The following is a 25,820-nucleotide window of genomic DNA, read 5'->3' as shown; positions in this document are numbered from 1 at the left end:
ACAGCGCACCCGTCAGCAAGTTGTTGCAGGTGGTGTTGCAGAGGTTAATGCTCAGATGCAGGCTACTGCACAGCTTCAGGGAGAAGCCCTTACCAGAATGAACACACAGCGCACCCGTCAGCAAGTTGTTGCAGGTGGTGTTGCAGAGGTTAATGCTCAGATGCAGGCTGCTCTGCAGGCTCAGCAGGTTGCAAACTATGGCGTTAAACAGTCTGGCGTTGCCCAGTACGCTGAACCACAGCAGGCAATCAGCTATAGCGGCCTTACTCAGCGCCCTGGCTATGCAGTCACTACCATGAACTTTAGCGCGGCTCAGGTTGCTGCTAAAAATCCTCAGATGGCTGTCAGGGTTCAGATTGACGGCGTACAGCAGACGGTCACCGCTGCTCAGCTTGCACAGGTAGCGCCACAGGTACAGATTGCCGTGCCTCAGACGGTTTCTTACTTCCAGAATATCCAACCGGTAAAAGGTGGCGCTGACCACGACAACAAGGGCGGTCACACATCTGGTCATGATGGACGCGGTTCAGACAATGCACACAGTCACGCTTTCGGGGGTCATGGCTACGGTCACGACAACTCACGCTCTGAGGGTTTTGGTGGTCATTCTCATTTCCACTGATTAAAACTTTTGGGGCTTAACCGCCCCATTGTAACGCTTTCGGGGAAAGGTAATGAAACCATCAAATGCAAGAAAATTAGCCCAGGCTGGCTGCGCTTCCTTCTGGCTGATAGTGGGTCTGGGTTGTCACTCTGCACGTGCTGCAATGCTTGAATCTCAGTTTGGTGATTCTAACGGTGATCGGATTTGTGTTTATAACAAACAATTTCACAGTGTCTATGTGAACAAAGGCTTTACCGGAATGTGTAGCTTCAATGTGCCGGATGAGGAACTTCCATGACCAGATTGAAAGTAATGATTATGTCTACACCCTGACCGGTCAACGCTGCATTATCGAATGAGCAGCAATAAAAAACCCGGTGAACCTTTCCCTTTACAGAGACTGAAACTGTAGTGGCACACTCAATTTGGCCTCAAATCACTCAATTAGACAGCCTGGCTGGGGAAGAAGACGGCAACCTGTGACACCGAGCGGGGCGCTACAGATGGGGGCGCGCAGAGGCTGATACCCAACCATACAGCCAAAGTAAGCCGCTGCAATCATAAGCAGTTAAAGAATAATCTTTGCCAGCTGTGGTTGCTGGGGGAAAATACATATTTTAAGACAGTTTTTTGTCACAAGACTCGCTGCTTTTTTGTGACAATTTCATTAGCATGTTGATATTCCCCCTCTTTAGTAATCACGTTATGCCAACCTCTACTCCGCAGGACGGCCTGCCCGTTCCGCAGCGCTATGGCGCGATTTTAGCTATCGCACTGGGTATTACCGTTGCCGTGCTGGACGGCGCTATCGCCAACGTGGCGCTGCCAACCATTGCCCGCGATCTTCAGGCCAGTCCGGCGGCCTCAATCTGGATCGTCAACGCCTATCAGCTGGCGATTATCGTCTCGCTGCTGTCGCTCTCTTTTCTGGGCGATATCCTGGGCTACCGCCGCGTCTATCAGTGTGGACTGGTGGTGTTTACCTGTACCTCGCTGTTCTGCGCGCTTTCCGACTCGCTGGGCATGTTGACCTTCGCCAGGGTGCTGCAGGGTTTTGGCGGCGCGGCACTGATGAGCGTGAACACCGCGCTGATCCGCATCATTTATCCGCAGCGCTACCTGGGGCGCGGAATGGGCATTAACTCCCTCATCGTCGCCGTCTCAACCGCCGCTGGCCCGACCGTGGCCGCTGCCGTGCTCTCTGTCGCCTCCTGGCAATGGCTGTTCCTGATTAACGTGCCGGTAGGCCTCGGCGCGCTATTTCTCGCCTTCCGCTTTCTACCCGATAATCCGCAAAAAGCCAGCGAACAGCGCTTTGATATTCCCAGCGCCATCATGAACGCGCTGACGTTTGGCCTGTTAATCTCTGCGCTGAGCGGTTTCGCCCAGGGTCAGAGCGGCAAACTGGTTGCGGCGGAACTGGTCGCGCTGGTAGTTATTGGCGTGGTGTTTATTCGTCGGCAGCTGCGGCTGCCGGTGCCGCTGCTGCCGGTCGACCTGCTGCGTATCCCGGTATTCTCGCTGTCGCTCGGCACCTCGGTATGCTCCTTTTGCGCGCAGATGCTGGCGATGGTGTCGCTGCCGTTTTTTCTGCAAACCGTGCTGCATCGCGACGAGGTAGCGACAGGCCTGCTGCTGACGCCGTGGCCGCTGGCAACGATGGTGATGGCACCAATAGCGGGCAGACTCATCGAGCGCTACCATGCCGGGCTGTTGGGCGCTATAGGGCTGGGATGCTTTGCGATCGGCCTGTTTTCGCTGGCGCTGCTGCCAGCTTCGCCGGATAACTGGAGCATTATCTGGCGCATGATGATCTGCGGCGCGGGCTTTGGCCTGTTTCAGTCGCCCAACAACCACACTATTATCAGTTCGGCGCCACGTCATCGCAGCGGTGGCGCGAGCGGCATGTTGGGCACGGCGCGCCTGCTGGGTCAAACCAGCGGCGCGGCGCTGGTCGCGTTAATGTTTAATCTGTTCAGCGATCAGGGCACGCACGCCTCGCTGCTGCTGGCAGGAGTATTTTCTACGCTGGCCGCCATCGTCAGCGCGCTTCGGCTGACGCAGCCGGGGCCGCAACAGAAAGCGAGCTGATCGACAGGCAAAAAAATGCCGGTCAGCGACCGGCATTTATCATCTTAACGACTATTTCAGGTACTGGCCGCTGCGCAGCGCCTCGATACGCTTATCCAGTGGTGGATGCGACATAAACAGCTCGCTCAGCGACTTCGATTTGCCGTTAATGCAGAACGCCATCATGGTGCTTGCTTCCTGCGGCTCATAGCTGGTTTTCAGACGTTGCAGCGCGGCGATCATTTTCTCGCGGCCAACCAGACGCGCCGAACCGGCATCGGCATGGTACTCACGATGGCGCGAGAACCACATGGTGATAATGCTGGCCAGAATACCGAACACCAGCTCCAGCACCATCGACACCGCAAAATAGACCAGCGGGTTGCCGTTGCTGCTTTCGCCCTCTTCGCGATCGCCCGACATAAAGCCTGCGGCTATCTGCGCGATAATACGCGAGATAAAGATCACAAAGGTGTTTACCACGCCCTGGATCAGCGTCATCGTCACCATATCGCCGTTGGCGATATGGCTGATCTCATGCGCCAGCACCGCCTCGGCCTCATCGCGGTTCATGTTTTGCAGCAGCCCGGTAGAAACCGCAACCAGTGAAGCATCGCGGCGCGCGCCGGTAGCAAAGGCATTAATGTCCGGCGCATGATAAATAGCGACCTGCGGCATAGCAATGCCCGCCTGCTGCGCCTGTCCGGCAATGGTCTGCATCAGCCAGCGCTCGGTTTCGTTACGTGGCTGCTCAATGACCTCACCGCCTACGGAGCGCAGCGCCATCCATTTAGACATCAGCAGTGAGACAAACGCACCGCCAAAGCCAAACAGACCCGCCATGATCATCAGGCCCTGAACACTGCTTGACTGAATTCCCGTCAGACTGAGGATCAGTCCAAAAACCAACATTACGCCCAGGTTGGTTAACAGGAAAAGCGCAATACGCATCATAAAATTTCTTCTTCCTCAGTTAAAAAATCGCTTATAGCGGATAACTATCCTATGGGCGCGGCAAAACATTTCAAGCGGCAAAGGGCATTAAGTGTCTAAAAAGACATAACTTTACATTTTGTCTTAACTTTTAACGTTCAGGAAAAGATTGACTGTCAGGAAAGGCAAAGTTACCGCGTGGATTGGGAAAGTTCAGGTAAAAATAAGGCACAGCTTGCGCTGTGCCCTGGGGGTTATTTGGTGCTCTGGCTTTTTTCCAGCTGCGCCATATCATTGGCGATATTGACCGTTTCGTCCAGGTAAGGATCCGGCTCTTTGTAATCCTTCGGCAGATCCTCAAGCTTCGCCAGCGGCTTTTTGCCTTCCAGCTTGAGACGGGCGTTAATCCGCTCCAGCCGCAGCGCATCATCCTCGTGGTTTTCTTTCTCGCGCTCGGCAAGATTCAGCGAGATGATATTGCGCTTATCCTTCATCGCGTTGAAGCGGGCAATATCTTTCAGGATGTACTGGAACTCCATATCCTTCGCGATACGATCCTGATGCGTCTTGAGCAGCTGCGGGATCAGCGGTTTAACATCGCCGGTTTTGGTGTAGGCCGCCGCATCAATGCTGTCCCACGGCAGCGCGTTATCCTCGAATTTCTCACCGGTTTCCACCGCTTCCACGCCGGTCGGCATCAGCAGATCCGGCGTAACGCCTTTACGCTGGGTACTGCCGCCGTTAACGCGGTAGAACTTCTGGATGGTGTAGGTGATGGATCCCAACGCGGGCCATTCGGGACGCAGCATCTGATCGTAGATACGGTTCAGCGAGCGATACTGCTGCACGGTGCCTTTACCAAAGGTCGGTTCACCGACGATCAGCGCGCGACCATAATCCTGCATGGCGGCGGCAAAGATCTCGGAAGCCGAGGCGCTGAAACGGTCTACCAGCACCACCAGCGGGCCTTTATAGTAAACCATGCTGTCGGTATCGCTGTCCTGACGCACCTTGCCGTTGTTATCGCGCACCTGCACCACCGGGCCGCCCGGAATAAACAGGCCGGAAAGCGATACCGCCTCCGTCAGCGCCCCGCCGCCGTTGGTACGCAGGTCGATCACTACGCTGTCGACATTCTGCTTCTGCAGCTTTTGCAGCTGCACTTTAACATCGTCGGTCAGACCCACGTAGAAGCCCGGAATATCCAGTACGCCGACTTTCTCTTTGCCGACGTTATGCACGCTCATTTTCACCGCGCGATCTTCCAGACGGATTTTTTCACGGGTCAGCGTAATAATACGGGTTTTGGTGCCCTTGCCGGCCGGCAGGATCTCCAGACGCACTTTGCTGCCTTTCGGGCCTTTAATCTGCGCCACGACGTCATCCAGACGCCAGCCGATCACGTCCTGAACCGGTTTGCCGGGCTGGCCGACGCCGACGATACGATCGCCCACGGTAATCGCTTTGCTTTTGGCTGCCGGGCCGCCTGCAACCATGGAGTTGATCACGGTGTAATCATCATCCATTTGCAGTACGGCGCCGATGCCTTCCAGCGACAGGCTCATTTCAGTATTGAACTGATCGGTATTGCGCGGAGACAGGTAGCTGGTATGCGGATCGATTTCACGCGCGAAAGCGGTCATCGCCAGCTGGAAAACGTCCTCGCTATTGCTCTGCGCCAGACGGCGGATAGCAAACTGATAGCGCTTGGTGAGAACCTCGCGGATCTCCTTTTCCTCTTTGCCCGTCAGCTTCAGGCTCAGCTCGTCATATTTGACTTTGGCATCCCAAAGCTGGTTCAGCTCCGCAGTGGTTTGCGGCCAGGGTGCCTTGCTGCGGTCGATATCAATAGTATCGTGACCGCTAAAATTCATCGGCTTGTTCAGCACCGTCAGCGCGTATTGATAGCGCTCAAAACGGCGTTTCTGCGCCAGGTTATATAAATCGTAAAAAACATCCAGCTGACCCGATTTCAGTTCATCGCCCAGCGTGGTTTTTTTGGTGTTGTACTGCGCCACGTCAGAAGCCAGCAGCACATTGTGGTTGTAGTCCAACAGATTCAGATAGCGGGCGAAAATTTTCGCGGAGAAATCTTTATCCAGGTCGAACTGACGATAGTGGGAACGCGTAAAGCGCGACGTCACGCGCTCGCTGACGGTCGCGTGCTGCGGTTCCTGATGAAGCTGCGGAATTTGCTCGGCGCGCGTAATAGCATCGGCGGCGAAAACATGTCCGGTAAACAACAGTGCAGCAATAACGGTGGTTTTAAAAAAGTTGTTCATGCCCTGATTGGCCTCCGTATCAGAACTGCAAGTGTTCTGCGCGCACTATCATTGCCAGGCCGGAAGCCAGCTGTACCCGGACGCCATCTTTTGTAATCTCAAGAATGGTTGCATCCATCGCACTTTTGCCTGCCGTGACTTTGATGTTTTGACCCACCTGCAATGCTGCGGTATCCGTAACGGGTGTCGTGCGTTGCGGTTGGCGTTCTGCGGAAGGCGCGCGGCCAGGATTACGCTGCGGCTTGCTGCGTGCGGCCCGAGGCTGCTCGCCTTCAGCAGAAGGTTTACGAACCGGCTTGCGTGGACGACGAGGGGCAGTTTCTTCACCCGCTTCGCGTTTTTTCGCTTGCTGCTGCTCGCGCTGCGCCTGAACGCGCGCCTTGGCCTCTTCGAGCTGCTTACGGGCGTGTTCCACGTGCTGCTCGTCCAGAACGCCGCAGGCGTTGCCGTCCAGGTCAACGCGGGTGGCACCAGCTTTGATGCCGTATAAATAGCGCCAGCTTGAAGTATAAAGGCGCAGCGCGGAACGAAGCTGAGTTTTACTCAGGCCCATTTCGCCCTGCACGCGGTCGACTAAATCCTGAAAGATGCCGATTTTTAGCGGTCGCGCTTCGCCTTCGGCACTGAAGCACTGTGGGAACCGCTCCGCCAGAAAGGCGATTACTTCTTTACTGCTATTCAACTTAGGTTGATTTTCCATGAAATTTCCTGATTACAACGGGTTTGCCAACCAGCGCAGGCATGAACAGGCGTCATTATAATGACACCATCAGCAAATGCTACGTGATCCAGCACTTTAGCTGCGTTTCATGTGAATAAATTTTTCCACGTCCGTGCCGGCAAGCACTTCACACAGCCCGTCAACCAGCGTAATCAGCCCGTTTTCGTCTTCCTGGTCGAAGCGATTATATTCCACGCTGTCGATATCCAGTACGCCGATCGTCTCGCCGTTTACCACCAGCGGCAGCACGATTTCGGCATTGCTGGCCGCGTCGCAGGCAATATGCCCGGGGAAGGCATGGACGTCGTCCACGCGCTGTACGGCGCTCTCCGCCACCGCCGTTCCGCAGACGCCGCGGCCTACCGGAATGCGTACGCAGGCGATTTTGCCCTGAAACGGTCCCAGCACCAGGGTCTTCTCTTCCGTCAGCAGATAAAACCCGGCCCAGTTAACGCCTTCAAGGCGCTCAAACAGCAGCGCGCTGCAGTTGCCCATCGCGGCCAGAAAACTGGTTTCGCCGGCGATAAGCGCGCGTAAATCACGATTGAGATCCGAGTAAAATTCTTTTTTAGTCATTTTTTAACCATTATTAAAACTGTTACGAAGCCCGGAATGGCTTCGCCTGATAAAATAAGCATTAAATGTCCAGACGGACAAGGTGAATGATTCCGTTAGTTAATATACCCTTGTTGGTCTGAAGCTTTAAAAACAAACGTAAGAGTGGTTCGCCGGGGCGATTTTGCCTGACCGTACCCTGCAAATCCGGATAATTCGTGAAAATATACGCTATCAGCCAAATTCTGCCTCAGGAACGTTATCAGCGTTGTCCGCAATGCGATACCCTTTTTTCCTTACCAGATGTTAAATCGAACCAGTCGGCGCACTGCCCGCGCTGCAACGCCCGTATCCTTAACGGACGCGACTGGTCGATGACGCGGCTGGCGGCAATGGCCGTCACTATGCTGCTGCTGATGCCGTTTGCCTTTAGCGAACCGCTGCTGACTATCCGGCTGCTGGGCACCACTATCCGCGCCAGCCTGCTGGAAGGCATTATCCAGATGGCGCAGCAGGGCAACGTGATTACCGCCTCTATGGTGGCCTTTTGCACCATCGGCGCGCCCGCCACGCTGGTGGCGTCAATCGGCTGGCTTTTTTTTGGTGACCGGCTGGGTTTAAATTTGCGGCCGGTGCTGCTGATGCTCGATCGGCTCAAAGAGTGGGTCATGCTGGATATCTATCTGGTCGGTATCGCCGTCGCTTCTATCAAGGTGCAGGACTATGCGGATATCAATCCCGGCACCGGCCTGCTCGCCTTCCTGTCGCTGGCCGCGCTGAGCCTGGTGACGCTTATTCATATCAACGTTGAACAGCTGTGGCATCGCTTTTATCCGCAGCCGCAGCCGCATATCGCCCCCGAGCAGCTGCGCGTTTGCCTGAACTGCCATCATACCTGCCTGCCTGACGAACGGGGCCGCTGCCCGCGCTGCCATACGCCGCTACGCCTGCGTCGTCGCCACAGCCTGCAAAAATCCTGGGCGGCGCTGATCTCTGCGGTGGTATTGCTGATCCCGGCCAATCTGCTGCCGATTTCCGTTATTTATCTCAACGGCGCGCGCCAGGAAGATACTATTCTTTCCGGTATTCTTTCCCTCGCTTCCGGCAATATTCCGGTAGCGATCGTGGTCTTTATCGCCAGTATCCTGGTGCCTTTCACCAAGGTTATCGTGCTGCTGACGCTGCTGCTCAGCATCCATTTTAAATGTGAACAGGGTCTGAAAACGCGCGTTCGTCTGCTGCGGGTAGTTACCTGGGTCGGACGCTGGTCTATGCTGGACCTGTTTGTTATTGCCTTAACCATGTCGCTGGTGAATCGCGACCAGCTTCTGGCTTTTACTATGGGACCGGCTGCCTTCTATTTTGGCTCAGCGGTTATTCTTACTATCCTTGCCGTCGAGTGGCTGGATAGCCGTTTACTTTGGGATGCACATGCAACAGGAAACGCCGACTACACCGACTAGCGCACGCGTGAAAAGCCGCCGCAAAATTTCGCCGTTCTGGCTGCTGCCTTTGATTGCGCTGTTGATAGCGGGCTGGCTCGTCTGGAACAATTACCAGGAGCGCGGCACCACGGTTACCATCGATTTCGCCACCGCTGACGGCATTGTGCCTGGCCGAACGCCGGTGCGCTATCAGGGCGTCGAGGTGGGTCTGGTGCAGGGCATCAGCATGACTGACGATCTGCGCACCATTAAGATCAAGGCCAGCATCAAGAGCGATATGAAAGACGCGCTGCGCGATAAAACGCAGTTCTGGCTGGTGACGCCGAAAGCGTCACTGGCGGGCGTGTCGGGCCTCGATGCGCTGGTGGGCGGCAACTATATCGGCATGATGCCGGGCAAAGGCAAGCCGCAGGAGCATTTTGTGGCGCTGGATACGCAGCCGAAATATCGCATGAACACGGGCGAGATGATGATCCATCTGCACGCCGCCGATTTAAGCTCGCTGAATACCGGCTCGCTGGTCTATTTCCGTAAAATCCCGGTTGGCCGCGTCTATGACTACAGCATCAACCCTGGCAATCAGGGCGTAACCGTCGACGTGCTGATCGAGCGCCGCTTCACCAACCTCGTGAAAAAAGAGAGCCGCTTCTGGAACGTCTCCGGGGTGAAGGCCGATGTGGGCCTGAGCGGTGCCAAAGTGCAGCTGGAGAGCCTGGCGGCGCTGGTCAACGGTGCGATTGCGTTTGACTCGCCAGCCGACTCCGCGCAGGCAAAAAGCGATGACAGCTATCAGCTCTACCCGAATTTGGCGCACAGCCATCGCGGCGTGATTATCACGCTTGACCTGCCCGGCGGCAAAAACCTGAAGGCGGGCAGCACGCCGCTGATGTATCAGGGACTGGAGGTCGGCACGCTAACCGCGCTGAACTTACAGCCCGACGGCAAGGTAAAAGGCGAACTGACCATCGATCCGTCGGTAACCGGCCTGATGCGTACCGGCACCCGCATTGAGATGCGCAGCCCCAAAATCACCCTCGCCGATACCAGCCTCAGCAGTCTGTTGACCGGCAGCACGCTCGAACTGGTGCCTGGCGAAGGCGAACCGCAGGATCGCTTTACCGTGCTGCAAAGCAACGAGTCGCTGCTGCAACGGCCTGACACGCTGGAAGTGAAGCTGACCGCGCCGGAAAGCTACGGTATCGATGCGGGCCAGCCCGTGATGCTGCACGGGATGCAGATTGGCCAGGTGGTCAGCCGCAAGCTCAATGAAAAAGGCGTGAATTTTATTATCGCTGTTACGCCTGAGTATCGCGAACTGGTGCACGGCGACAGCAAGTTTATTATCAACAGTCGGCTGGACGTTAAGCTGGGGCTGGACGGTATGGAAGTGCTGGGCGCCAGCGCACGCGAATGGATCGACGGCGGCATTCGCCTGGATCCCGGCAGCAATGGTGCGCCAAAAGAGAGCTATCCGCTGTTTGCTAATGCGGAAAAAGCCGCCGAAGGCATTACCACCAACCAGTTGCCTACCACCCTGACGCTGACCGCCAACAGCCTGCCGGATATTCAGGCCGGTTCAGTGGTGCTCTATCGTAAGTTTCAGGTCGGCGAGATCGTGGAGGTCACGCCAAGAGCTAACGAGTTCGACGTGCGCGTGCACATCAAGCCGGAATACCGCAAGCTGCTGACGCCGAACAGCGTGTTCTGGTCGGAAGGCGGCGCGCGCGTGCAGCTTAACGGCAGCGGCCTGACCGTGCAGGCTTCGCCGCTTAACCGCGCGCTGAAGGGCGCTATCAGCTTTGATAACCTCAGCGGCGCCGGTGCGGGCCTGACGAGTAAAGACAAGCGCACGCTGTTTGAATCAGAAACGGCGGCCAGAGCGGTCGGCAGTCAGATTACGCTGCATACCTACGACGCCAGCAAGCTCTCCTCAGGGATGCCTATCCGCTATCTCGGCATCACCATCGGCCAGCTGGAATCTCTGGCGCTCAATAACGACAAAAATCAGGTGATTGCCAAAGCCGTGCTTTATCCGGAATACGTACAGGATTTCGCGCGGCTGGGCAGCCGGTTCTCGGTAGTGTCGCCGGAGATTTCCGCAGCGGGCGTTAATCATCTGGATACCCTGCTCCAGCCTTATATCAATGTCGATCCCGGCAAAGGCCGCGCGCAGCGCACCTTTGAACTACAGGAATCAACCATTACCGACGCACGCTATCTGGATGGCCTGAACGTGGTGCTGGACGCGCCTGAAGGCGGCTCGCTGTCTGTCGGTACGCCGGTACTGTTCCGGGGAATCGAGGTCGGTACGGTAACGGGCACCTCGCTGGGATCGATGGCCGATCGCGTGCAGATTACGCTACGCATCAGCAAAAAATACCAGCATCTGGTGCGCAATAACTCGGTGTTCTGGCTGGCCTCCGGCTACAACTTCAAGTTTGGCCTGATTGGCGGCGTGGTGAAAACCGGCACCTTCCAACAGTTTATTCAGGGCGGCATTCAGTTTGCCACCCCGCCGACCGTGCCGCTGGCACCGCAGGCCACCAGCGGCAAGCATTATCTGCTGGAGGACGAGGAGCCGAAAGACTGGCGTAAATGGGGCACGGCGCTGCCGGCAAAATAATCGAAACGGGCAGCCTGGCTGCCCGTTTTTTTTGCCGCCGCAGAGTGTGATAAACTCGCCCCACTTTATTGCCAGCGGAATCTTTCAGTGTCTTCTTCTTCACGCGTGTACTTCCCGGATCTTTTCTTAAATCAGATGCGCGAGCTGCTGCCCGACAGCGCCGGGTTCGAGCAGTTTATTGCCTTCAGCCAGCAGCCGCTGCGCCGCAGCCTGCGCGTCAATACCTTGAAAATCAGCGTTGAGGCGTTTCTGGCGCTGGTCGAGCCTTATCAATGGGCGCTGACGCCCGTCCCCTGGTGTAAGGAAGGGTTCTGGATCAGCCGTGACGATGCCGACACGCTGCCTTTAGGCAGTACGGCGGAACATCTGGCGGGGCTGTTTTATATTCAGGAAGCCAGTTCCATGCTGCCGGTAACCGCGCTGTTTGCCGGTTCGCCCGCGCCGGAACGCGTAATGGACATGGCCGCCGCGCCGGGATCTAAAACCACCCAGATTGCCGCCTCGATGAGCAACAAGGGCGTGCTTCTCGCCAACGAATACTCCGCCAGCCGGGTCAAGGTGCTGCACGCCAACATCAGCCGCTGCGGCGTCAGCAATACGGCGATCGCCCATTTCGACGGCCGCGTCTTCGGGCCGGCGCTGCCGGAAACCTTCGACGCCATTTTGCTGGATGCGCCCTGCTCTGGCGAAGGCGTAATCCGTAAGGACGCCGATGCGCTGCGCAACTGGTCGCCGGAAAGCACCGAGGCGATTGCCGCCACTCAGCACGATTTAATCGATAGCGCCTTTCATGCCCTTAAACCCGGCGGGACGCTGGTCTATTCCACCTGCACCCTGAACCGCAGCGAAAATCAGCAGGTCATCGCCTGGCTGCTGGCGCGCTATCCGGACGCCGTTGTCATCGAACCTTTAGACGACCTGTTTGCCGGCGCCGAACGGGCCAGCACCCCGGAAGGCTTTTTGCACGTTTTCCCACATATTTTTGACAGTGAAGGCTTCTTTGTCGCGCGACTGCGCAAAACAGCGGGCGTGCCGCCCATGCCCGCGCCAAATTATAAACTGGGTAAGCTGCCTTTTACGCCGGTAAAACGTAAAGATGAGCAGGAAATTACGGCCGCTGCCGCTAAATCAGGGCTGGCGTGGGACAGCGCTGCCCATGCGCTTTGGCAGCGTGATAAGGAGCTCTGGCTGTTTCCGCGCGCCGTGGAGCCGCTGCTGGGCCGGGTTCGCTTTTCGCGTATCGGCCTGAAGCTGGCTGAAACCTTTGCCAAAGGCTATCGCTGGCAGCACGAAGCGGTTATCGCTCTGACGCAGCCGCAGGCGTCAAATCGTTTTGAGCTGACGCTGGCGGAAGCCGAAGAGTGGTATCGCGGACGGGACATTTATCCTGAGCGTGCGCTGCCCGCCGACGAAGTGATTGTCACCTGTCAACAGCAGCCGATTGGCCTGGCAAAGAAAGTATCGAGCCGGATTAAAAACAGCTACCCGCGGGAGCTGGTGCGGGACGGCAAGCTGTTCTCCTGAGCATTACTGTACCTGCACCATTGTGAGCCGGTTGCCGAATACGGCGCCGGTATCGATAAAGTGCAAATTCGCCGCACTCAGCGGCTTGCTTAGCGGCGTGTGGCCAAAATAGAAAGCGTCCGCGCCGCTGATGGCCTTGCCCTTTCCTTGCTGTACCTGTTCAACGCGGCTGCGGCTCCAGACGACCTTAAAAGGATCGACTGCTGCCTCCCACGCATAGCGTTCGGCCGGATAGTCGGCATGAGCGACCACCACCACGCTATTTTCCAGTTCCAGATGAATAATTAAGGGCATCAGGCGACAACGGCTGAGCGCATGTTTCGCCTCAATCATTTTCATGCCTTCCAGCTTATAGAACCAGTCGCCGCCGTTGCCGATCCACTGCTGATGATCGCCCCGCGTCAGCGCCCCGATAGCCATCTCTTCATGATTGCCGCGCACGCTGCGAAACCAGGGCTTATTCAACAGCGCCACGCAGCCAGGGCTGTCCGGGCCACGATCGATCAAATCGCCTACGGCTATCAGCAGATCCTGCCCGGCATCGAATCGCTGAGCCTCTAACTCTTCGTGCAGCATGGCGAGACAGCCATGAATATCACCCACAATATAGATATGCCGCCACGCCGTGCCGTTAAGGTATTGATACACCATAGTTGCATCCTGAAGGAAAAATGACTGGAATGTTTACGAAATGTTCAGTTAACAGGCTCTAAAGTATAGTCTGTTAACTTATCAGGGAGCGGCAATAACATGGAAACAGATCAACAGTTCAGTCTGATGCTGGCACTGGTTATCATCGGCGGCGCCTTGCTGCTGGAAGTCTTATTCAGGGCGCTGCATTTAGTGTTTATCGGCTAGCTGCCTTTTAGCGCCCGTGGATTTTTGCGCAGGGAGGCAGACCAGTTAAACTCTTTGACTTCGCTTTCTTTGGCAGCGGCGGGCTTGCGTGGTTTTTTAGCCACGACGGCTTTGCTGGTCTCTTTGATGACGCGATCCTTCATTACCAGCCGTTTGGCCTCTTTCAGGATCTCTTTTTCTTCTTTTTGCGAAGGAACATGGCCTTTTTTCAGCGTGAGGGCTTTCACTTTAGCGTCAATCAGCTCTTTTTCGCTGTCGGTAAACTGATCGATCGAAATCTCTTTGCTACTTTTCATCAGGCTTGCTCCTGCCAGTACGCCAGACGCGTAAATCGCGTGGCGTGGAAACGGCAGCGTAGAGCTTTCATCTCTGATAAACAAGCCTGAAAGGTAAAGTATCGTGTTGAAAAGCACTTTACCCGGCACCAGAAGAATAAACGTTCGGCGTTTATTCACCCTTATCCAGGGCTTTTTCATAATAACGCGCTAGCGGGCCCGGAGTCAGTACCGATCCTACTCCAGCCAGAATCGTTACCAGGCGGCAGATTTATTTGCTTAAGCGCGCGTCAGCCGTTAAACCACTGCCAAAAACGTACAGCATCCTGCCACAGCGCGACTATACCCCGAATAATAAAAATCCAGGTAAGCAGCAGAAAAGGATGGAAGATGAGATCGTGGGCCGGCAGGCAAGTATGCGACAGAAAAAAGAAAATGGTTATCAGGCTGCCGTAGTAACAGACCCGATATTTGCGGCTATGTTTCATTGCACTCTCCTTTGCAAGGCGCTTTTCCTTTTTTCAGAAGCTAAAGAATAGCGCTGTCCACAACCCTAAAGCAATCGTATAACCTGCGGGCATCAGGCCCGCAGCGGGCCTGAGTAAACCTTATTTTTCCTGATAAGGATCTTTTTTATCTGCCTGGCTATCATCGCGAGTCCGCGGCACTTCACCGTGTTCATCAGGCGCATCCTTGGCCGGATAATCGTCTTCCTCGTAAGCATTACCAGCCGAAGGCGCGGCTTCCGGCAGACCTTTATGCACGTCGCCTTCATCTTTACGTTCTTTATTCGTTTCATGTTTAAACATAACTGCCTCCTTTAGTTTGCAGTTAGTTAAGTGTAGTAGAGGATTTTTCTGTCACCGTCCGATAAAGAAGCAGGAAAATTTTTCCGCTCTGTTTTTGTCAGGCCGCTGCTGGCAATCAACAAACGCCAGGCTACGCTTAAGGCTCTGAATCTTTTTCAACCCACGGAAAATATTATGAAAAATTGCACTAAAGGTCTTATCGCTCTGCTGGCCGTTTTATCCCTGGCGGGTTGTATGAATCGCAGCAGCGCGGTAGGTAACGACGGCCGTCCTCATGCACCAAGCGCGCAGTCCGTGCCGGGCGGCACGCTGGGCGCAGGCCCGGTAGGTCAGCCGCAGTCGTAATTAAGGCCGGCACGCTTTTCGATACCGGCTTCCCGCCGGTATTATTTTGCAGCAGCGTCTCTCCTTTCCCTGTTTGATGAGTTAAAACAGGCCGATAATCCAGACCGCTTAATACGGGATGCGGCCCTTATTTCCGGAATAGTTCGACCCTGTTAAATTGATAGCTTACTTTGCGCCTGCCGCCGCAAAAATAAGCCCCGGCTCGGTGGCCAGGGCGTTCACGCTATTTTAAGCCAGCCGGAAGCCGGGCTGTGTTTCAGGAATAGTCCGTGCGCACATTAATTAAATACGCAGCGACGACCTGAAGGCGTGCCGATAACGCGTGACATGCGCTGACAAACCACCTCAACCTGACTGCCCTTCTTGAGCGTTAAAGCCGTGTTTTTCTCAGAATCCTGCATTTCCATACTCGCGGCCATAAACTGATTCGGGGTTTTCAGTCTGATAATAATGGCATCGGTAAAATCTTTATCGATAGACTGTACCGTGCCCGTTACGGCAATAAGTTTCCCTTTCATCGCCTCATCTGTGGCAACTTCGTTTGCTTCATAATCTTTAAAAAGTTTAGTGGCGGAAACATGGTAAACCTCTTTTTGCGGTGAAGAGGATGCTGTCGCGCTACCCTGCTGCGCCTGGCCGGTATTTGCCGCGTTTTTACTCTGCTCGCTGGGGCCGGTAAGCGCGCGAATCACAATTAGCGCAACAATAACGAAGAACACCCATTTTACTACTTTTTTCATTTTTTATTCCTTGTTAAAAAACACCATGTGTTTAAAAAACAGACCAGCCGTCACTCATATTGGCAGGCTGAAACTACAATAGTCAGAGGCTCTTATCGGCAACAGAATTGAAAAAATTAGGTTAAGTAGCAAAAAAAATGCGTATGGCGATTGCACTAACGGATGGTGCCAGTACCGCAAACGATTAATTTGTACTCGTAGACGCTTTGTTTAAATTATCAGCATTACTATGGAAACTGGCATTATTAAAAGGAACTTAAAATGTTAATGAAATATATTGCGCTGGTGAGCCTTTCCCTTACCCTTGCGGCATGCTCAAACCCACAGCCTCAGGACAAGACGCCTTCCCTGAAAATTTGCAAAGGGTTTGGCTGTGATAGCCTTCCGGGTAAACCCCCCAGCAGGGCCGATACACATAAGCCAACAAAAGATGAAAAAATTCGGGCAAGACGAGGAGAATCACCTGATTTTGGTTCTGAGGAGTTAAACGTAGGGGGCCGTTTTCCCTGGTAATAATTGTACGGAAGACCCACTTTTCTGCTTAACGCAATGTCCTTTTTACCCGCTGGGTTATCCCGAAAGTACATCATAAATACTTTTTCAGGCAGCCGACGCATAAAGCAAGCCCGGCAGATAGCTGAGGCTTGCTTCTGCCAGGCAACTAACTGCATTTTTCCTGACGCTGCCGCGAGGGATGGATGAGCTGTCCGCTGCCATTACGCCATTACGCCATTACGCCATTACGCCATTACGCCATTACGCCAGTCGGCAAAAAAAGCTTTCTGGCATTATTCAATATGGTAGCCGAATATACAGCTACCACTATGCATTAAACATTGCAGCATTACAGTCTTCAGCCGATAAAAAACCCAGCGCTTCGGCTGGGTTAGACTGTACGTGCTGCGCGATTACTTCACGTCGTTCTCTTCCTGTAGCTCAAAAAAACGGCGCCTGAACGCCATAGGATCCTTTATATATTTTATAGGGGCACGGGATGCACCTACATCGCAAATAATTAAAGAACCATAGCCGAGAATACGGCCTGCGATACTTTGCTTTATTTGCAGACTGGAAACCTTATTCAACCCTATCTCGATTGTATCTCGCTTGATAATACCAGTTTTAGCAATTACGCGCCTGTCCGTTATCCCGGCTTCGTTAGAACGTATTACAAAATAGCCAAAAGGTATCAACAACAATCCTAAACCTGCTGTAATAGCGCCTACAATGACACCCCAAATCACCCAGGGCAGTAAGGCCCATAATGTTACCTCACCGCGATAAAGCAGCGTTTCGTTTTTGATAAGATTAGCATCGATGTAAGCCATGGCTTTATAAGTCCCTTATGAGTCATTGCAGAATAGCATCCTATCACCCCCGCTATAAACTGGATAATTTATTTCTTTTTTCCCTTTAAAAAAATAATTAAGTTATACATTTAAAAAACAGTCCGGCAACCTTAATTCAACGTAATTCTGGCACGCGAGAGTGGTCGGGCTGAATCACGTTGCCGGACTACGCTCAAATTAAGGCATTACTGACCGCGTGCATGAAGTACGTGCAGACCGTTGATACCGGCACGCCGGATATTGTCTGGCCGGGAAAGCCAGCATGATACCAATCCCCGCCCGGCGGGGATTATCTGATAAACATACCTGATGCCGGGATGTTTAATTCTGCCACGCAATCATTTCATCCAGCCGTTTCAGTATCTCAGGAAAATAACTTTCGTTGATACTGAAATCTCCTTTAACCCGGACGCTGTCAGCATGTGCTTCTGGTCTAAGAATATACTCAATAATCACACTATCAACATCATTCAGTTTCCTGAGCACCAGATCTAATTGATGGCGTTCACTACGGAATTCAAAAGGCTTTATATCACTTTGCGCGATTAATGCTTCGTAATAGTTACCAGAAGGCCAAATGAGCCACGGCGTGCGTCACGGCTTTGCCAGCCACTTTATGATGGCCGGAGGTAATATCGTGGTATTGCTACGCATCTCAGGCCATTCCGATATCGGCGTGACCATGCGTCATGCGCACCTGATCATCTGGAAGAGGCCGTGACCAACAATCTGCTGGCAAGAATGGCCCAAAAAAGTGACTACAAAGTGTCTACATAGGTTCTTACAGGGGGTAATAAGGTGCAACTGGGGGGATCTTAAATGATTGATTTAAATGTAAGTTTCTGTTTTAAAACCCCAACCAAAAAAAGACCAAAGACGATTCCTGTCTTTGGTCCAGGGGAATGGCTCTGGTAGGAGCCGTGCGCTAAAAGTTGGCATTTATGCAGGCTATGACGCCTTGCTCTTTATAAGGTAGTTCAGGCGCGGAGATTTTCCAGCTGTAGGGTTCAGGGCCAGCTAAAATATGACAGCTCTGTGATCGTAACGGCAGAAACAGTGACAAGATGGCAGGAGTGGACAATTACTGCTACCGCGCTGGCCGGGAAGCCAGCGCGGCAAAACGTTTAATCACACAGCTTTTGCGCACGCTCAATAATTGGCGTCAGGCTCTTTTTCTGGCCCGGCTGCGCAGGGTCATCAATCTGAATAACGTCGATCGGCTGGCCTTTCACCTGCCCGCTTTTCAGCTGCTGCTTTGCGATATCGTTCAGCGGATACTGCATCAGCGTGCTGGGATTAATTGCGTACAGCGCGCCGTCTTTGGTACAGGTCAGCATCACCTCTTCGCGGTTAAAGGCCCATTTGTCCTTGCCCACTTCAAAGCGGCTGACGGTAATCACCTCTGACGCCATCGCGCTGGAAGAAAAACTTAAAGCTAGCATCAGGCCGACTAATTTTTTCATGATGTTGCACTACCTCTTGTAGAAACGCCCAACAGCAGGCGGTAAAAATTCAGGCTGGCTCCAGAGTAGCAAAGACGCTCACCAGCGCTATTACCAGCGCGGCAAGCAGCAGCTCGGCCAGCGTGGTCAGGATAAAAAGGTGCCGGGCGCGCTCCCCGTCGGGCTGAAAGCGCGGCACCAGCCAGTAACGATTAAACAGCGCGACGCCGCACATCACCGCTACCAATAGCGCCTTCAGCATTAACAGCTGGCTGTAGCGTCCAAATGCCGGCGGCCAGCCAGGCAGCAGGATAAAAGCGTCAATCGTGCCGCTGATAATAACCAATGCCACAGCCAGATGACCGTAACGGGAAAAGCGCATCAGCGTACGGATAGCGTCATAGCCCGCCGGGAAACGCGCCATATCGCGCATCAAAATCACTACCGGGAGCAGGCCGCCCGCCCAGAAGGCAGCCGACAGCAGATGTACGCTATGATTCAGACGCTGTAGCCAACCGGCCGTGCCATCCAGCATGGTCGCATGGCCCACAAAGGCCAGCCCAACCAGCTGCCCCGCCCCACTCAGTAATAACAGCCACTGCCGCAGCTGTCCCCTGGCTGATAAGGCGACGACGCCCAACAGCGCGGCGAGCAGCTGCCATTGCCAGGCCTGCCCGAAACGCGTTTGCAGCACCGCCTGCCATATGGCGCTATCGCCAATATCGCGCCAGCCGTCGGCCATCAGACCGGTTTGCGCCACCAGCAGCATTATCGCCGTTGCCAGCGCAAGCAGCGAAGCCGCCACCAGCAGCCGGTGAAGACGCCGTGCCAGTTGCGGCCGGAAACGCGCGGGCGCCAACAGCGTGGTGTAGATTGCGCCGCCCGTCAGCGTCATCAACGCGGCAAAATGCAGCCAGCGAGAAAGCAGATAAAACAGGCTGAGGGACATATTACTGCACGCTAAAGGTGTAGGTTCCTTTAGTTTTATGACCATCAACCGACAGCACATGCCAGTTGACCTGATACTGTCCGCTGCTCAGCGGCTTCGCCAGCGGCACGATTAGCTGATTATGCTGCTTTGGCGCACGCTCGGCTTCGGAGAGCGGCATGGCCTGCTGCTGACCGTTCGTGACCTCAACGCCGCTGAAAGCCGGTTCGATATCTTCCGAAAACGTCAGCGTCAGCGCCTGCGGCGAAGCTTCCACATTGGCATTCGCTGCCGGGTACTGGCTTTTAAGGTGGGCGTGAGCAGAAACCTGCTGTGAAAAAGCGGCGGCACTCAGCGCCAGCGCGAAAATCATTGACCTACGCATTGAATCCATCCCGTTTGGTGCAGCCCGGGGCTGCGACAAGGCCGAAAGAATACTCCGCTACCAATAAAGTGTCGAGTCGTTAAGGGCTTTACCCCGCCGTCAGGCTTGCGAAACGCGGCCGTCTGCTTTATTTTTGCCGCGAGTCAATGGAGGCCATCATGAACTACAATCTGGCGGTGCTGCCGCAGGAAGAAAAAGACAAAATCAATGTTGATATAGCTGCCGCAGGCGTGGCGTTTAAAGAGCGCTACAATATGCCGGTCGTGGCGGAGATGGTGGAGCGCGAGCAGCCGGAGGCCCTGCGCGACTGGTTTCGTCAGCGGCTGACGCATTATCGACAGGCGTCGCTCAGCCTTTCCCGCCTGCCGTATGAGCCGAAGCAAAAATAGTTACGCGAATAACTTGTGTTTCCTGGTCGCTTCGGTTGAGATAACGTCTCAAAAACCGTATCGCGAGTATATTTATGTCCGTCTGGAGCATCGCCGCCGCGCAATCAGGGTCTCGTCCCGGAGAAATCGAGTGGAATATAGAACGCCATCTGGCTTTTGTTCGTCAGGCCGCTGAACATCAGGTTGATTTACTGCTGTTCCCGGAGCTTTCCATCACCGGCTATGAGCTTGCGCTTGCCAGCCAGCTGGCGATGTCGATAGACGATGTGCGCCTTAACGCTTTTGCCGAAGCGGCGACAGAATACCGTATGAGTATTGTTACCGGCGTTCCTTTGCAGGATGGCGATAAAATACGCCTTTGCGCGCTGGCTTTTTTGCCTGACGGCACGCGCCTGGCCTATTTTAAACGCAATCTGGTAGAGGCGGAAAAACCCTTCTTCCATCCCGGACAAAGCGTTCCCGTGTTTGGCTACCAACATCATCATGTGGCGATGGCGGTCTGCGCCGATATCAGCGTGGAAGACTACGCTCGCGATGCCGCGCATCGTGGCGCTAATCTTTATGCCACCAGCGTGCTCCTTTCTGAAAAAGGTTATCACAAGGATTGCGAATATCTGGCGCGCTGGTCGCGTAAGTTCAATATTGCCGTGCTGATGGCTAACCACGCTCTGCCCACGGGCGGTTTTGACAGCGCGGGGAAAAGCGCCGTCTGGGATGAAAATGGCCGGCAGATTATCGCTGGCGGTCGTGGCGAGCAGCTGGTTATTGCCCGGCGTCAGGACAGCAAATGGCAGGGCGAAGTGCACGATTTACGCTCGGCTACCGCCCTCTGAAAGAGAGAAATTATGTTACGCGTAATAGATACCGAAACCTGTGGCTTGCAGGGCGGCGTAGTGGAAGTCGCCTCCGTTGACGTTATCGACGGCAGGATCGTGAACCCTATGAGCGATCTGATCAGTCCGGATCGGCCCATCAGCCGTCAGGCTATGGCCATCCACCGCATCACTGAAACGATGGTGCTGGGCAAGCCCACCATTGAAGAAGCGATTGGCCGCTATCACGGCAGCCCTTACTACGTCGCTCACAATGCCAGCTTTGACCGTCGGATGCTGCCGGAAATGCCGGGCGAATGGATTTGTACTATGACGCTGGCGAGAGGCCTGTGGCCCGGAAAAAAATACGGCAACCAGGCGCTGCGTGAAGCTTTACAGCTGGACGTGACGCCGCCAGCGGATCTCCACGCTCACCGGGCACTGTACGACTGCTACATTACGGCGGCTTTGCTGATCCGTATTATGGAATTTTCCGGCTGGGATGCGCCAGAAATGGTGCGCCGGATGCAGGTTCGCGGCTCCAGCGCCACTTTCCCGTTCGGCAAATATCGCGGTAGCCGTATTGATGATGTGGTGAAGCGCGATCCGGGATACCTGAAGTGGATGCTAAAAAATATCCCGGATCTGAAGCCCGATCTCAAAAGCGCGATGGAACGGGCTCTGTCGGCGGATTAACGGGCGCTGGCGGCGCTTAGCGTCTCCTGCGCCAGGCCAATCAGGAAAGCGTATTCCAGCGCCACGCCCTCATAAGATTTAAAACGGCCTGATTTACCGCCGTGCCCCGCATCCATATCGGTACAAAGCAGCAGCAGATTATCGTCCGTTTTAAACTCACGCAGTTTCGCGACCCATTTCGCCGGTTCCCAATACTGAACCTGGGAATCATGCAGTCCGGTGGTCACCAACATATGCGGATAGTGCTGCGCGGTGACGCAGTCATAAGGGCTGTACTGACGCATATAGCGATAGTAACGCTCGTCCGCCGGATTGCCCCACTCATCATATTCTCCCGTGGTCAGCGGGATAGATTCGTCCAGCATCGTGGTGACCACATCCACAAACGGCACCTGCGCCACCACGCCGTGAAAGCGCGTCGGCGCCATATTGATAACTGCGCCCATCAGCAGGCCGCCAGCGCTGCCGCCCATGGCATAGAGCTTTTCCGGGTTACCATAGCCTTTTTCCACCAGCGTATTGGTCACGTCGATAAAATCATGAAAGGTATTGAGCTTGTTCAGCAATTTGCCATCTTCGTACCACTGCTGACCCAGCTCGCCGCCGCCGCGAATGTGCGCCAGCGCGAATACGAAGCCGCGATCCAACAGGCTCAGGCGGCTGGAGCTGAAGTCCGCATCCATACAGCTGCCGTAAGAGCCATAGCCGTAAACCAGCATCGGGCTTTTACCGGGTCGATAGTGCTGACGGTGATAGACCAGCGAAACGGGCACTTCGACACCGTCACGGGCCTTGATCCAGTGATGTTCGCTGCGGTAGTCGTTGGCGTCAAAGCCCTTAACTTCCGTCTGCTTGAGGATTTTCCGCTCGCCGCTGTCCATATCCAGCTCGAACAGCGTATCCGGCGTGGTCATTGAGGAGTAGCCATAGCGCAGCTTGCTGGTATTCGCCGTGGGATTGACGGAAAGCCAGGTGACATAGGCCGGATCGTCAAAAGCGATACCGTAATCTTCTCCGCTCTGCCAGTTAATCTGCCGCAGACTGGTCAGGCCGCGCTGACGCTCTTCCACCACCAGCCAGTCGCGAAACAGCGCAAAATCCTCCAGCATAACGTGATCGCGCGGCGCAATCAGCGTTTGCCATTTTTCCTCTTTCACATGATCGGTGAGATACAGGCCGAAATTTTTGCCTTCGCGGTTGGATCGCACGTAAAAATGGTGATCGTAATGATCCAGGCTGTATTCGTGATCCTTACGGCGCGGGCAGAAAATTTGCGGCTGTGCATCGGCAAATTCGGCGTCCAGCAGCCGGATTTCGCTGGTAGTGGTGCTATTGAGCACAATCAGAATAAAGTGCTCGGACATCGTTTTATGCAGGCTGACGTAAAAAGTCTCATCCTGCTCTTCATAGACCAGTTCGTCATCCCGCTGTGGGGTGCCCAGCCGGTGACGCCATACCTGCCAGGGCAGCAGCGTCTGTTTATCCTTCAGCACATAGTAAAAAGTGCGGCTGTCGCTGGCCCAGACGAAGCTGGAAGAGACGTGATCCAACACCTCCGGATACCAGTTGCCGGTTTTAAGGTTGCGGAAGCGGATGCCGTACTGACGGCGCGACAGAAAATCCTCCGCCAGCGCCATCACTTCATTGTTTGGGCTGATGCCGAGGCCGCCCAGCGTATAAAATTCGCTGTGGGCGGCGCGCTGGTTGCCGTCAACGAGCACCTCCCACTCTTCCGGCGTGGCGGTTTCTTCCGGCTGGCGGGTGTAGACGGCATATTCGTTGCCCTCATCATAGCGTCGCTGATAGCGATAGCCGTTTTTGACATAGGGAACGGAACTGTCGCGCTGCGGCACGCGATCGACCATCTCTTTCAGTAATTTTTCCTGCAGCGCCTGCTGCGTCTGCATTACGGCCTGCCCGTAGTCGTTTTCCGCATGCAGGTAGTCCAGCACGGCCGTATCTTCACGCTTGTCGTCACGCAGCCAATAGTAATTGTCTATGCGCGTCTCGCCGTGCGCGCTCATCTCGTAAGGTATTTTTTTAGCGACTGGTGGTTTTATCATTTGCTGCCCCGCTGAATCAGTTATACAGAGTAAGGGTGGCAGCTACGGCGGTGATTGCCAAGCGCAGCGCGTTGACAAGAGTTGATAAACAACGTTAAAAAAGCTTTCCGGGCCGGGTAAGGCGCCCGGAAAGAGTCAGGCGACCAGCTTTTGCTTCTCCTGCTGGATATCTTTCGCCATGCTCTCGCGGACGTCCTGTGGAATTTTCAGCTCGTCGCCCAGCGCCTGCAGATAGCTGCGCTCCATAAAGTGATCGACATCAATGACCAGATTACTGAGGAAGTAGAGTTCCAGCGCTTCCTCTTCGTTTTTCACATCCTGCGCCAGCATTTTAGGATCCAGCGGCATATCGATAGCGCGCTGCAACAGCTGCTCACCTTCCGCGCCCAGCCCCGCCTGATGAATATGCTCATTGATGGCCTTACGTTCTTCGCCGTCAATATGCCCGTCGCTTTTTGCCGCAAACACCAGCGCCTGCACCAGCCGCTCCGCGCGTCTGTCCACTGCGGTGGCCTGCTGACCAAACTGTGGCTCTTCACGATGCGTTTCGCTGACGCGCTGCTTGTACTTGTTCCAGAGCAGCGCGCCCGCCGCCGCGCTGCCGCCAATAATCAGCGCGTTTTTACCGTATTTGCTCAGCAGGTTACGGGAAGATTTATTGGCGATCAGCAGCCCGGCCAGGCCGCCTAAAGCGCCCGGTGCCAGCATTTTACTCAGGCCTTCGCCGCCGCCCTTGCCTTTCCCTAACACGGTTTGAATTTGTTGCAGCCAGTTAGTCATATGCTCTCCTTATTGTAAAAAAACCAGCATAAAGCGGCTAACGTCAGGAAGCGTCAAGTCAGGCAAAGCCTGGAAAACCTTTAGCGCGCTGATGAGGCTGGCGAATCGGCACAGGTCGCTATACTTGTCAGCAGGCGAGAGTCAAAAGGTCGGACCGTTTACCGGCTCTCTGTCCATTTTTTTGCTATTAGGCTTTAAGGGGAACAGGATGCGTTTTCAACATAATCCACTTTTTATTAATACGGTTTTACTGAGCGGCACAACGGAAGAGAAAATTATCGCCGCCGCTCAGGCTGGCTTCAGCCAGCTGGAATTGTGGCGGCAGGATGTGGACTCGGCTGAAGGTACGGCTCAGGCTGTAGCCAGCCTGCTTGAGGAACAGCGGCTTGCCCTGACGGATTACCAGGTGCTGCTGGATTTTGACGGCGCACCGGACGATCAGCGCGAGGAAAAACGCCGCGACGCGCTGAAAATGATGGAGACAGCGGCGGCGCTGGGCGCCACCACCCTGCTGACGCCAGCCTCTACGCAAAAAGAGTGTATCGCCGGGCGTGAAGAAGAGGATATTCGCTGGCTGGCGCAGGAAGCGGGAAAGCGTGGGCTGCGGGTCGCCTTTGAGGCGATGGCATGGAGCACCCATATCAATACTACGGCCGCCGCCTGGCAGCTGGTACAGCGTATTAACGAGCCTAATCTGGGCCTGGTCGTGGATGCCTTCCATATTTTTGTACGCAACCGAACCGTGGCCGACTTAAACGGCATCCCGATGGACAAAATTTTCCTGGTACAGCTTTCCGATTTAGCCACGCTGCCTTCCGGCAGCGAACTGGTGGAAACGGCAAGGCACCATCGGCTGTTGCCGGGCCAGGGCAACTTCCCGCTCTATACGCTGCTGGACTATCTGGAAGCGGAAGGCTACAGCGGGCCGGTTGGGCTGGAAGTCTTTAATGATGAGATTAAACAGCGCTCGCCTTCAGATGCGGCGAAAGAAGCCATGCACGCGCTGAAACGCTGCTGTGCGCAGGCGACAATCGCCTGAACCTGAAAAGCTGTGGTCTGTAAACGCTAAACAGAAAGATAAAAAGCCTGTCCGAGGACAGGCTGCTACTGATAACGCCCTCTTATCAGGGCATCTGGTAGCGACAGGGCTGGTAAACAAGCCACAACGTCACACACTACAGACGAGACCGCC

At 54.7% G+C, this 25,820-nt stretch carries 27 protein-coding genes and 1 pseudogene; 13 read left to right on the top strand and 15 right to left on the bottom strand.

Annotation, left to right across the window (positions count from 1 at the left end):
• The 3 genes from ACMGEE_RS00555 to ACMGEE_RS00545 all read left to right on the top strand — a co-directional run.
• Positions 1-622: hypothetical protein (locus tag ACMGEE_RS00555; protein ID WP_436829467.1), on the top strand; the 622-nt coding region annotated here is incomplete at its 5' end.
• 52 nt (positions 623-674) lie between these two features.
• Positions 675-902 carry a hypothetical protein gene (locus ACMGEE_RS00550; protein ID WP_436829466.1) on the top strand — a complete coding sequence of 76 codons (228 nt, stop codon included), beginning with the start codon at positions 675-677 and terminating at the stop codon, positions 900-902.
• A 407-nt stretch (positions 903-1,309) separates the two neighbouring features.
• Positions 1,310-2,695, top strand: a complete 1,386-nt coding sequence (locus ACMGEE_RS00545) for an MFS transporter (RefSeq protein WP_436829465.1) — start codon at positions 1,310-1,312, stop codon at positions 2,693-2,695.
• A gap of 51 nt (positions 2,696-2,746) precedes the next feature.
• Here the strand turns inward: ACMGEE_RS00545 and htpX are convergent, their stop codons facing one another.
• The 4 genes from htpX to ACMGEE_RS00525 form a co-directional block, all read right to left on the bottom strand.
• Positions 2,747-3,628 (bottom strand): protease HtpX, encoded by an 882-nt coding sequence (gene htpX / locus ACMGEE_RS00540; RefSeq protein ID WP_125287812.1) that lies wholly within the window; start codon positions 3,626-3,628, stop codon positions 2,747-2,749.
• Positions 3,629-3,861: 233 nt separating this feature from the next.
• Positions 3,862-5,889 (bottom strand): carboxy terminal-processing peptidase, encoded by a 2,028-nt coding sequence (gene prc, locus ACMGEE_RS00535; protein ID WP_369894573.1) that lies wholly within the window; start codon positions 5,887-5,889, stop codon positions 3,862-3,864.
• A 19-nt stretch (positions 5,890-5,908) separates the two neighbouring features.
• A complete protein-coding gene (gene proQ, locus ACMGEE_RS00530; protein WP_125287814.1) occupies positions 5,909-6,589 on the bottom strand; it encodes an RNA chaperone ProQ in 681 nt (226 codons plus the stop codon).
• A 96-nt stretch (positions 6,590-6,685) separates the two neighbouring features.
• Entirely contained in the window at positions 6,686-7,186 is a 501-nt protein-coding gene (locus ACMGEE_RS00525; RefSeq protein WP_253460817.1) for a GAF domain-containing protein, read from the bottom strand.
• Positions 7,187-7,383: 197 nt separating this feature from the next.
• Between ACMGEE_RS00525 and yebS the strand changes: the two genes are divergently transcribed.
• From yebS to rsmF, 3 genes are all read left to right on the top strand, one after another.
• A complete protein-coding gene (gene yebS / locus ACMGEE_RS00520; RefSeq protein ID WP_370734173.1) occupies positions 7,384-8,628 on the top strand; it encodes a membrane integrity lipid transport subunit YebS in 1,245 nt (414 codons plus the stop codon).
• Entirely contained in the window at positions 8,597-11,233 is a 2,637-nt protein-coding gene (locus ACMGEE_RS00515; protein WP_436829464.1) for a PqiB family protein, read from the top strand. The genes yebS and ACMGEE_RS00515 overlap by 32 nt, the downstream gene beginning before the upstream one ends.
• 87 nt (positions 11,234-11,320) lie before the next feature.
• A complete protein-coding gene (rsmF, locus tag ACMGEE_RS00510; protein ID WP_394148114.1) occupies positions 11,321-12,757 on the top strand; it encodes a 16S rRNA (cytosine(1407)-C(5))-methyltransferase RsmF in 1,437 nt (478 codons plus the stop codon).
• Between the two features lie 3 nt (positions 12,758-12,760).
• Here rsmF and ACMGEE_RS00505 read toward each other — a convergent pair whose 3' ends face one another.
• The 4 genes from ACMGEE_RS00505 to ACMGEE_RS00490 form a co-directional block, all read right to left on the bottom strand.
• The gene (locus ACMGEE_RS00505; RefSeq protein ID WP_253460810.1) at positions 12,761-13,408 is read right to left on the bottom strand and encodes a metallophosphoesterase; all 648 of its coding nucleotides are present in this window, start codon (positions 13,406-13,408) and stop codon (positions 12,761-12,763) included.
• Positions 13,409-13,611: 203 nt separating this feature from the next.
• Positions 13,612-13,911: a DUF3811 domain-containing protein gene (yjbD, locus tag ACMGEE_RS00500; RefSeq protein WP_125287823.1), complete on the bottom strand. Its 300-nt coding sequence runs from the start codon at positions 13,909-13,911 to the stop codon at positions 13,612-13,614.
• Positions 13,912-14,180: 269 nt separating this feature from the next.
• Positions 14,181-14,378: a hypothetical protein gene (locus ACMGEE_RS00495; protein ID WP_253460807.1), complete on the bottom strand. Its 198-nt coding sequence runs from the start codon at positions 14,376-14,378 to the stop codon at positions 14,181-14,183.
• A gap of 120 nt (positions 14,379-14,498) precedes the next feature.
• On the bottom strand, positions 14,499-14,699 hold the full coding sequence (locus ACMGEE_RS00490) for a hypothetical protein (RefSeq protein WP_253460804.1): 201 nt from the start codon (positions 14,697-14,699) through the stop codon (positions 14,499-14,501).
• Between the two features lie 174 nt (positions 14,700-14,873).
• On the opposite strand from ACMGEE_RS00490, the gene ACMGEE_RS00485 reads away from it, so the two are divergent.
• Positions 14,874-15,044, top strand: a complete 171-nt coding sequence (locus ACMGEE_RS00485) for a hypothetical protein (protein WP_253460801.1) — start codon at positions 14,874-14,876, stop codon at positions 15,042-15,044.
• A gap of 278 nt (positions 15,045-15,322) precedes the next feature.
• On the opposite strand, the gene ACMGEE_RS00480 is transcribed toward ACMGEE_RS00485, so the two are convergent.
• Positions 15,323-15,784, bottom strand: a complete 462-nt coding sequence (locus ACMGEE_RS00480) for an OB-fold protein (RefSeq protein WP_436829463.1) — start codon at positions 15,782-15,784, stop codon at positions 15,323-15,325.
• A gap of 261 nt (positions 15,785-16,045) precedes the next feature.
• On the opposite strand from ACMGEE_RS00480, the gene ACMGEE_RS00475 reads away from it, so the two are divergent.
• Entirely contained in the window at positions 16,046-16,297 is a 252-nt protein-coding gene (locus tag ACMGEE_RS00475; RefSeq protein WP_253460795.1) for a hypothetical protein, read from the top strand.
• Between the two features lie 395 nt (positions 16,298-16,692).
• Here the strand turns inward: ACMGEE_RS00475 and ACMGEE_RS00470 are convergent, their stop codons facing one another.
• Positions 16,693-17,112 carry a PH domain-containing protein gene (locus tag ACMGEE_RS00470; protein ID WP_436829462.1) on the bottom strand — a complete coding sequence of 140 codons (420 nt, stop codon included), beginning with the start codon at positions 17,110-17,112 and terminating at the stop codon, positions 16,693-16,695.
• A gap of 583 nt (positions 17,113-17,695) precedes the next feature.
• On the opposite strand from ACMGEE_RS00470, the pseudogene ACMGEE_RS00465 reads away from it, so the two are divergent.
• Positions 17,696-17,910 (top strand): annotated as a pseudogene (locus tag ACMGEE_RS00465) (site-specific integrase); the annotation flags it as partial.
• Between the two features lie 347 nt (positions 17,911-18,257).
• On the opposite strand, the gene ACMGEE_RS00460 reads toward ACMGEE_RS00465, so the two are convergent.
• From ACMGEE_RS00460 to yobA, 3 genes are read right to left on the bottom strand one after another with little or no spacing between them, the layout of a single operon-like run.
• The gene (locus ACMGEE_RS00460; RefSeq protein WP_436829461.1) at positions 18,258-18,596 is read right to left on the bottom strand and encodes a YebY family protein; all 339 of its coding nucleotides are present in this window, start codon (positions 18,594-18,596) and stop codon (positions 18,258-18,260) included.
• 49 nt (positions 18,597-18,645) lie between these two features.
• Complete coding sequence (gene copD / locus ACMGEE_RS00455; RefSeq protein ID WP_370734223.1) at positions 18,646-19,524, bottom strand: copper homeostasis membrane protein CopD; 879 nt, start codon at positions 19,522-19,524, stop codon at positions 18,646-18,648.
• Between the two features lies 1 nt (position 19,525).
• Positions 19,526-19,897 carry a CopC domain-containing protein YobA gene (yobA, locus tag ACMGEE_RS00450; protein ID WP_370734224.1) on the bottom strand — a complete coding sequence of 124 codons (372 nt, stop codon included), beginning with the start codon at positions 19,895-19,897 and terminating at the stop codon, positions 19,526-19,528.
• Between the two features lie 149 nt (positions 19,898-20,046).
• Here yobA and ACMGEE_RS00445 point away from each other — a divergent pair, with 149 nt between their 5' ends.
• The 3 genes from ACMGEE_RS00445 to exoX all read left to right on the top strand — a co-directional run bounded on the left by ACMGEE_RS00445 (position 20,047) and on the right by exoX (position 21,785).
• Positions 20,047-20,277, top strand: a complete 231-nt coding sequence (locus ACMGEE_RS00445; protein ID WP_125287889.1) for a DNA polymerase III subunit theta — start codon at positions 20,047-20,049, stop codon at positions 20,275-20,277.
• 74 nt (positions 20,278-20,351) lie between these two features.
• A complete protein-coding gene (locus ACMGEE_RS00440; protein ID WP_436829460.1) occupies positions 20,352-21,110 on the top strand; it encodes a carbon-nitrogen hydrolase family protein in 759 nt (252 codons plus the stop codon).
• Between the two features lie 12 nt (positions 21,111-21,122).
• Complete coding sequence (gene exoX / locus ACMGEE_RS00435; protein WP_436829459.1) at positions 21,123-21,785, top strand: exodeoxyribonuclease X; 663 nt, start codon at positions 21,123-21,125, stop codon at positions 21,783-21,785.
• Here exoX and ACMGEE_RS00430 read toward each other — a convergent pair.
• Positions 21,782-23,845: a prolyl oligopeptidase family serine peptidase gene (locus ACMGEE_RS00430; protein ID WP_369894818.1), complete on the bottom strand. Its 2,064-nt coding sequence runs from the start codon at positions 23,843-23,845 to the stop codon at positions 21,782-21,784. The genes exoX and ACMGEE_RS00430 overlap by 4 nt on opposite strands.
• A 138-nt stretch (positions 23,846-23,983) precedes the next feature.
• A complete protein-coding gene (locus ACMGEE_RS00425; protein WP_301252184.1) occupies positions 23,984-24,628 on the bottom strand; it encodes a tellurite resistance TerB family protein in 645 nt (214 codons plus the stop codon).
• 208 nt (positions 24,629-24,836) lie between these two features.
• Here ACMGEE_RS00425 and ACMGEE_RS00420 point away from each other — a divergent pair, with 208 nt between their 5' ends.
• Positions 24,837-25,667, top strand: coding sequence for a sugar phosphate isomerase/epimerase family protein (locus ACMGEE_RS00420; RefSeq protein ID WP_394148123.1), 831 nt, complete (start codon positions 24,837-24,839; stop codon positions 25,665-25,667).
• Positions 25,668-25,820 lie beyond the last annotated feature (153 nt).

Origin of the sequence: Erwinia artemisiae (genome assembly GCF_051400835.1) — a bacterium.
Lineage (GTDB): Bacteria > Pseudomonadota > Gammaproteobacteria > Enterobacterales > Enterobacteriaceae > Erwinia > Erwinia aeris.
Note: the sequence above shows the minus strand (reverse complement) of the source record. Positions and strands in the feature narration are given on the sequence as shown.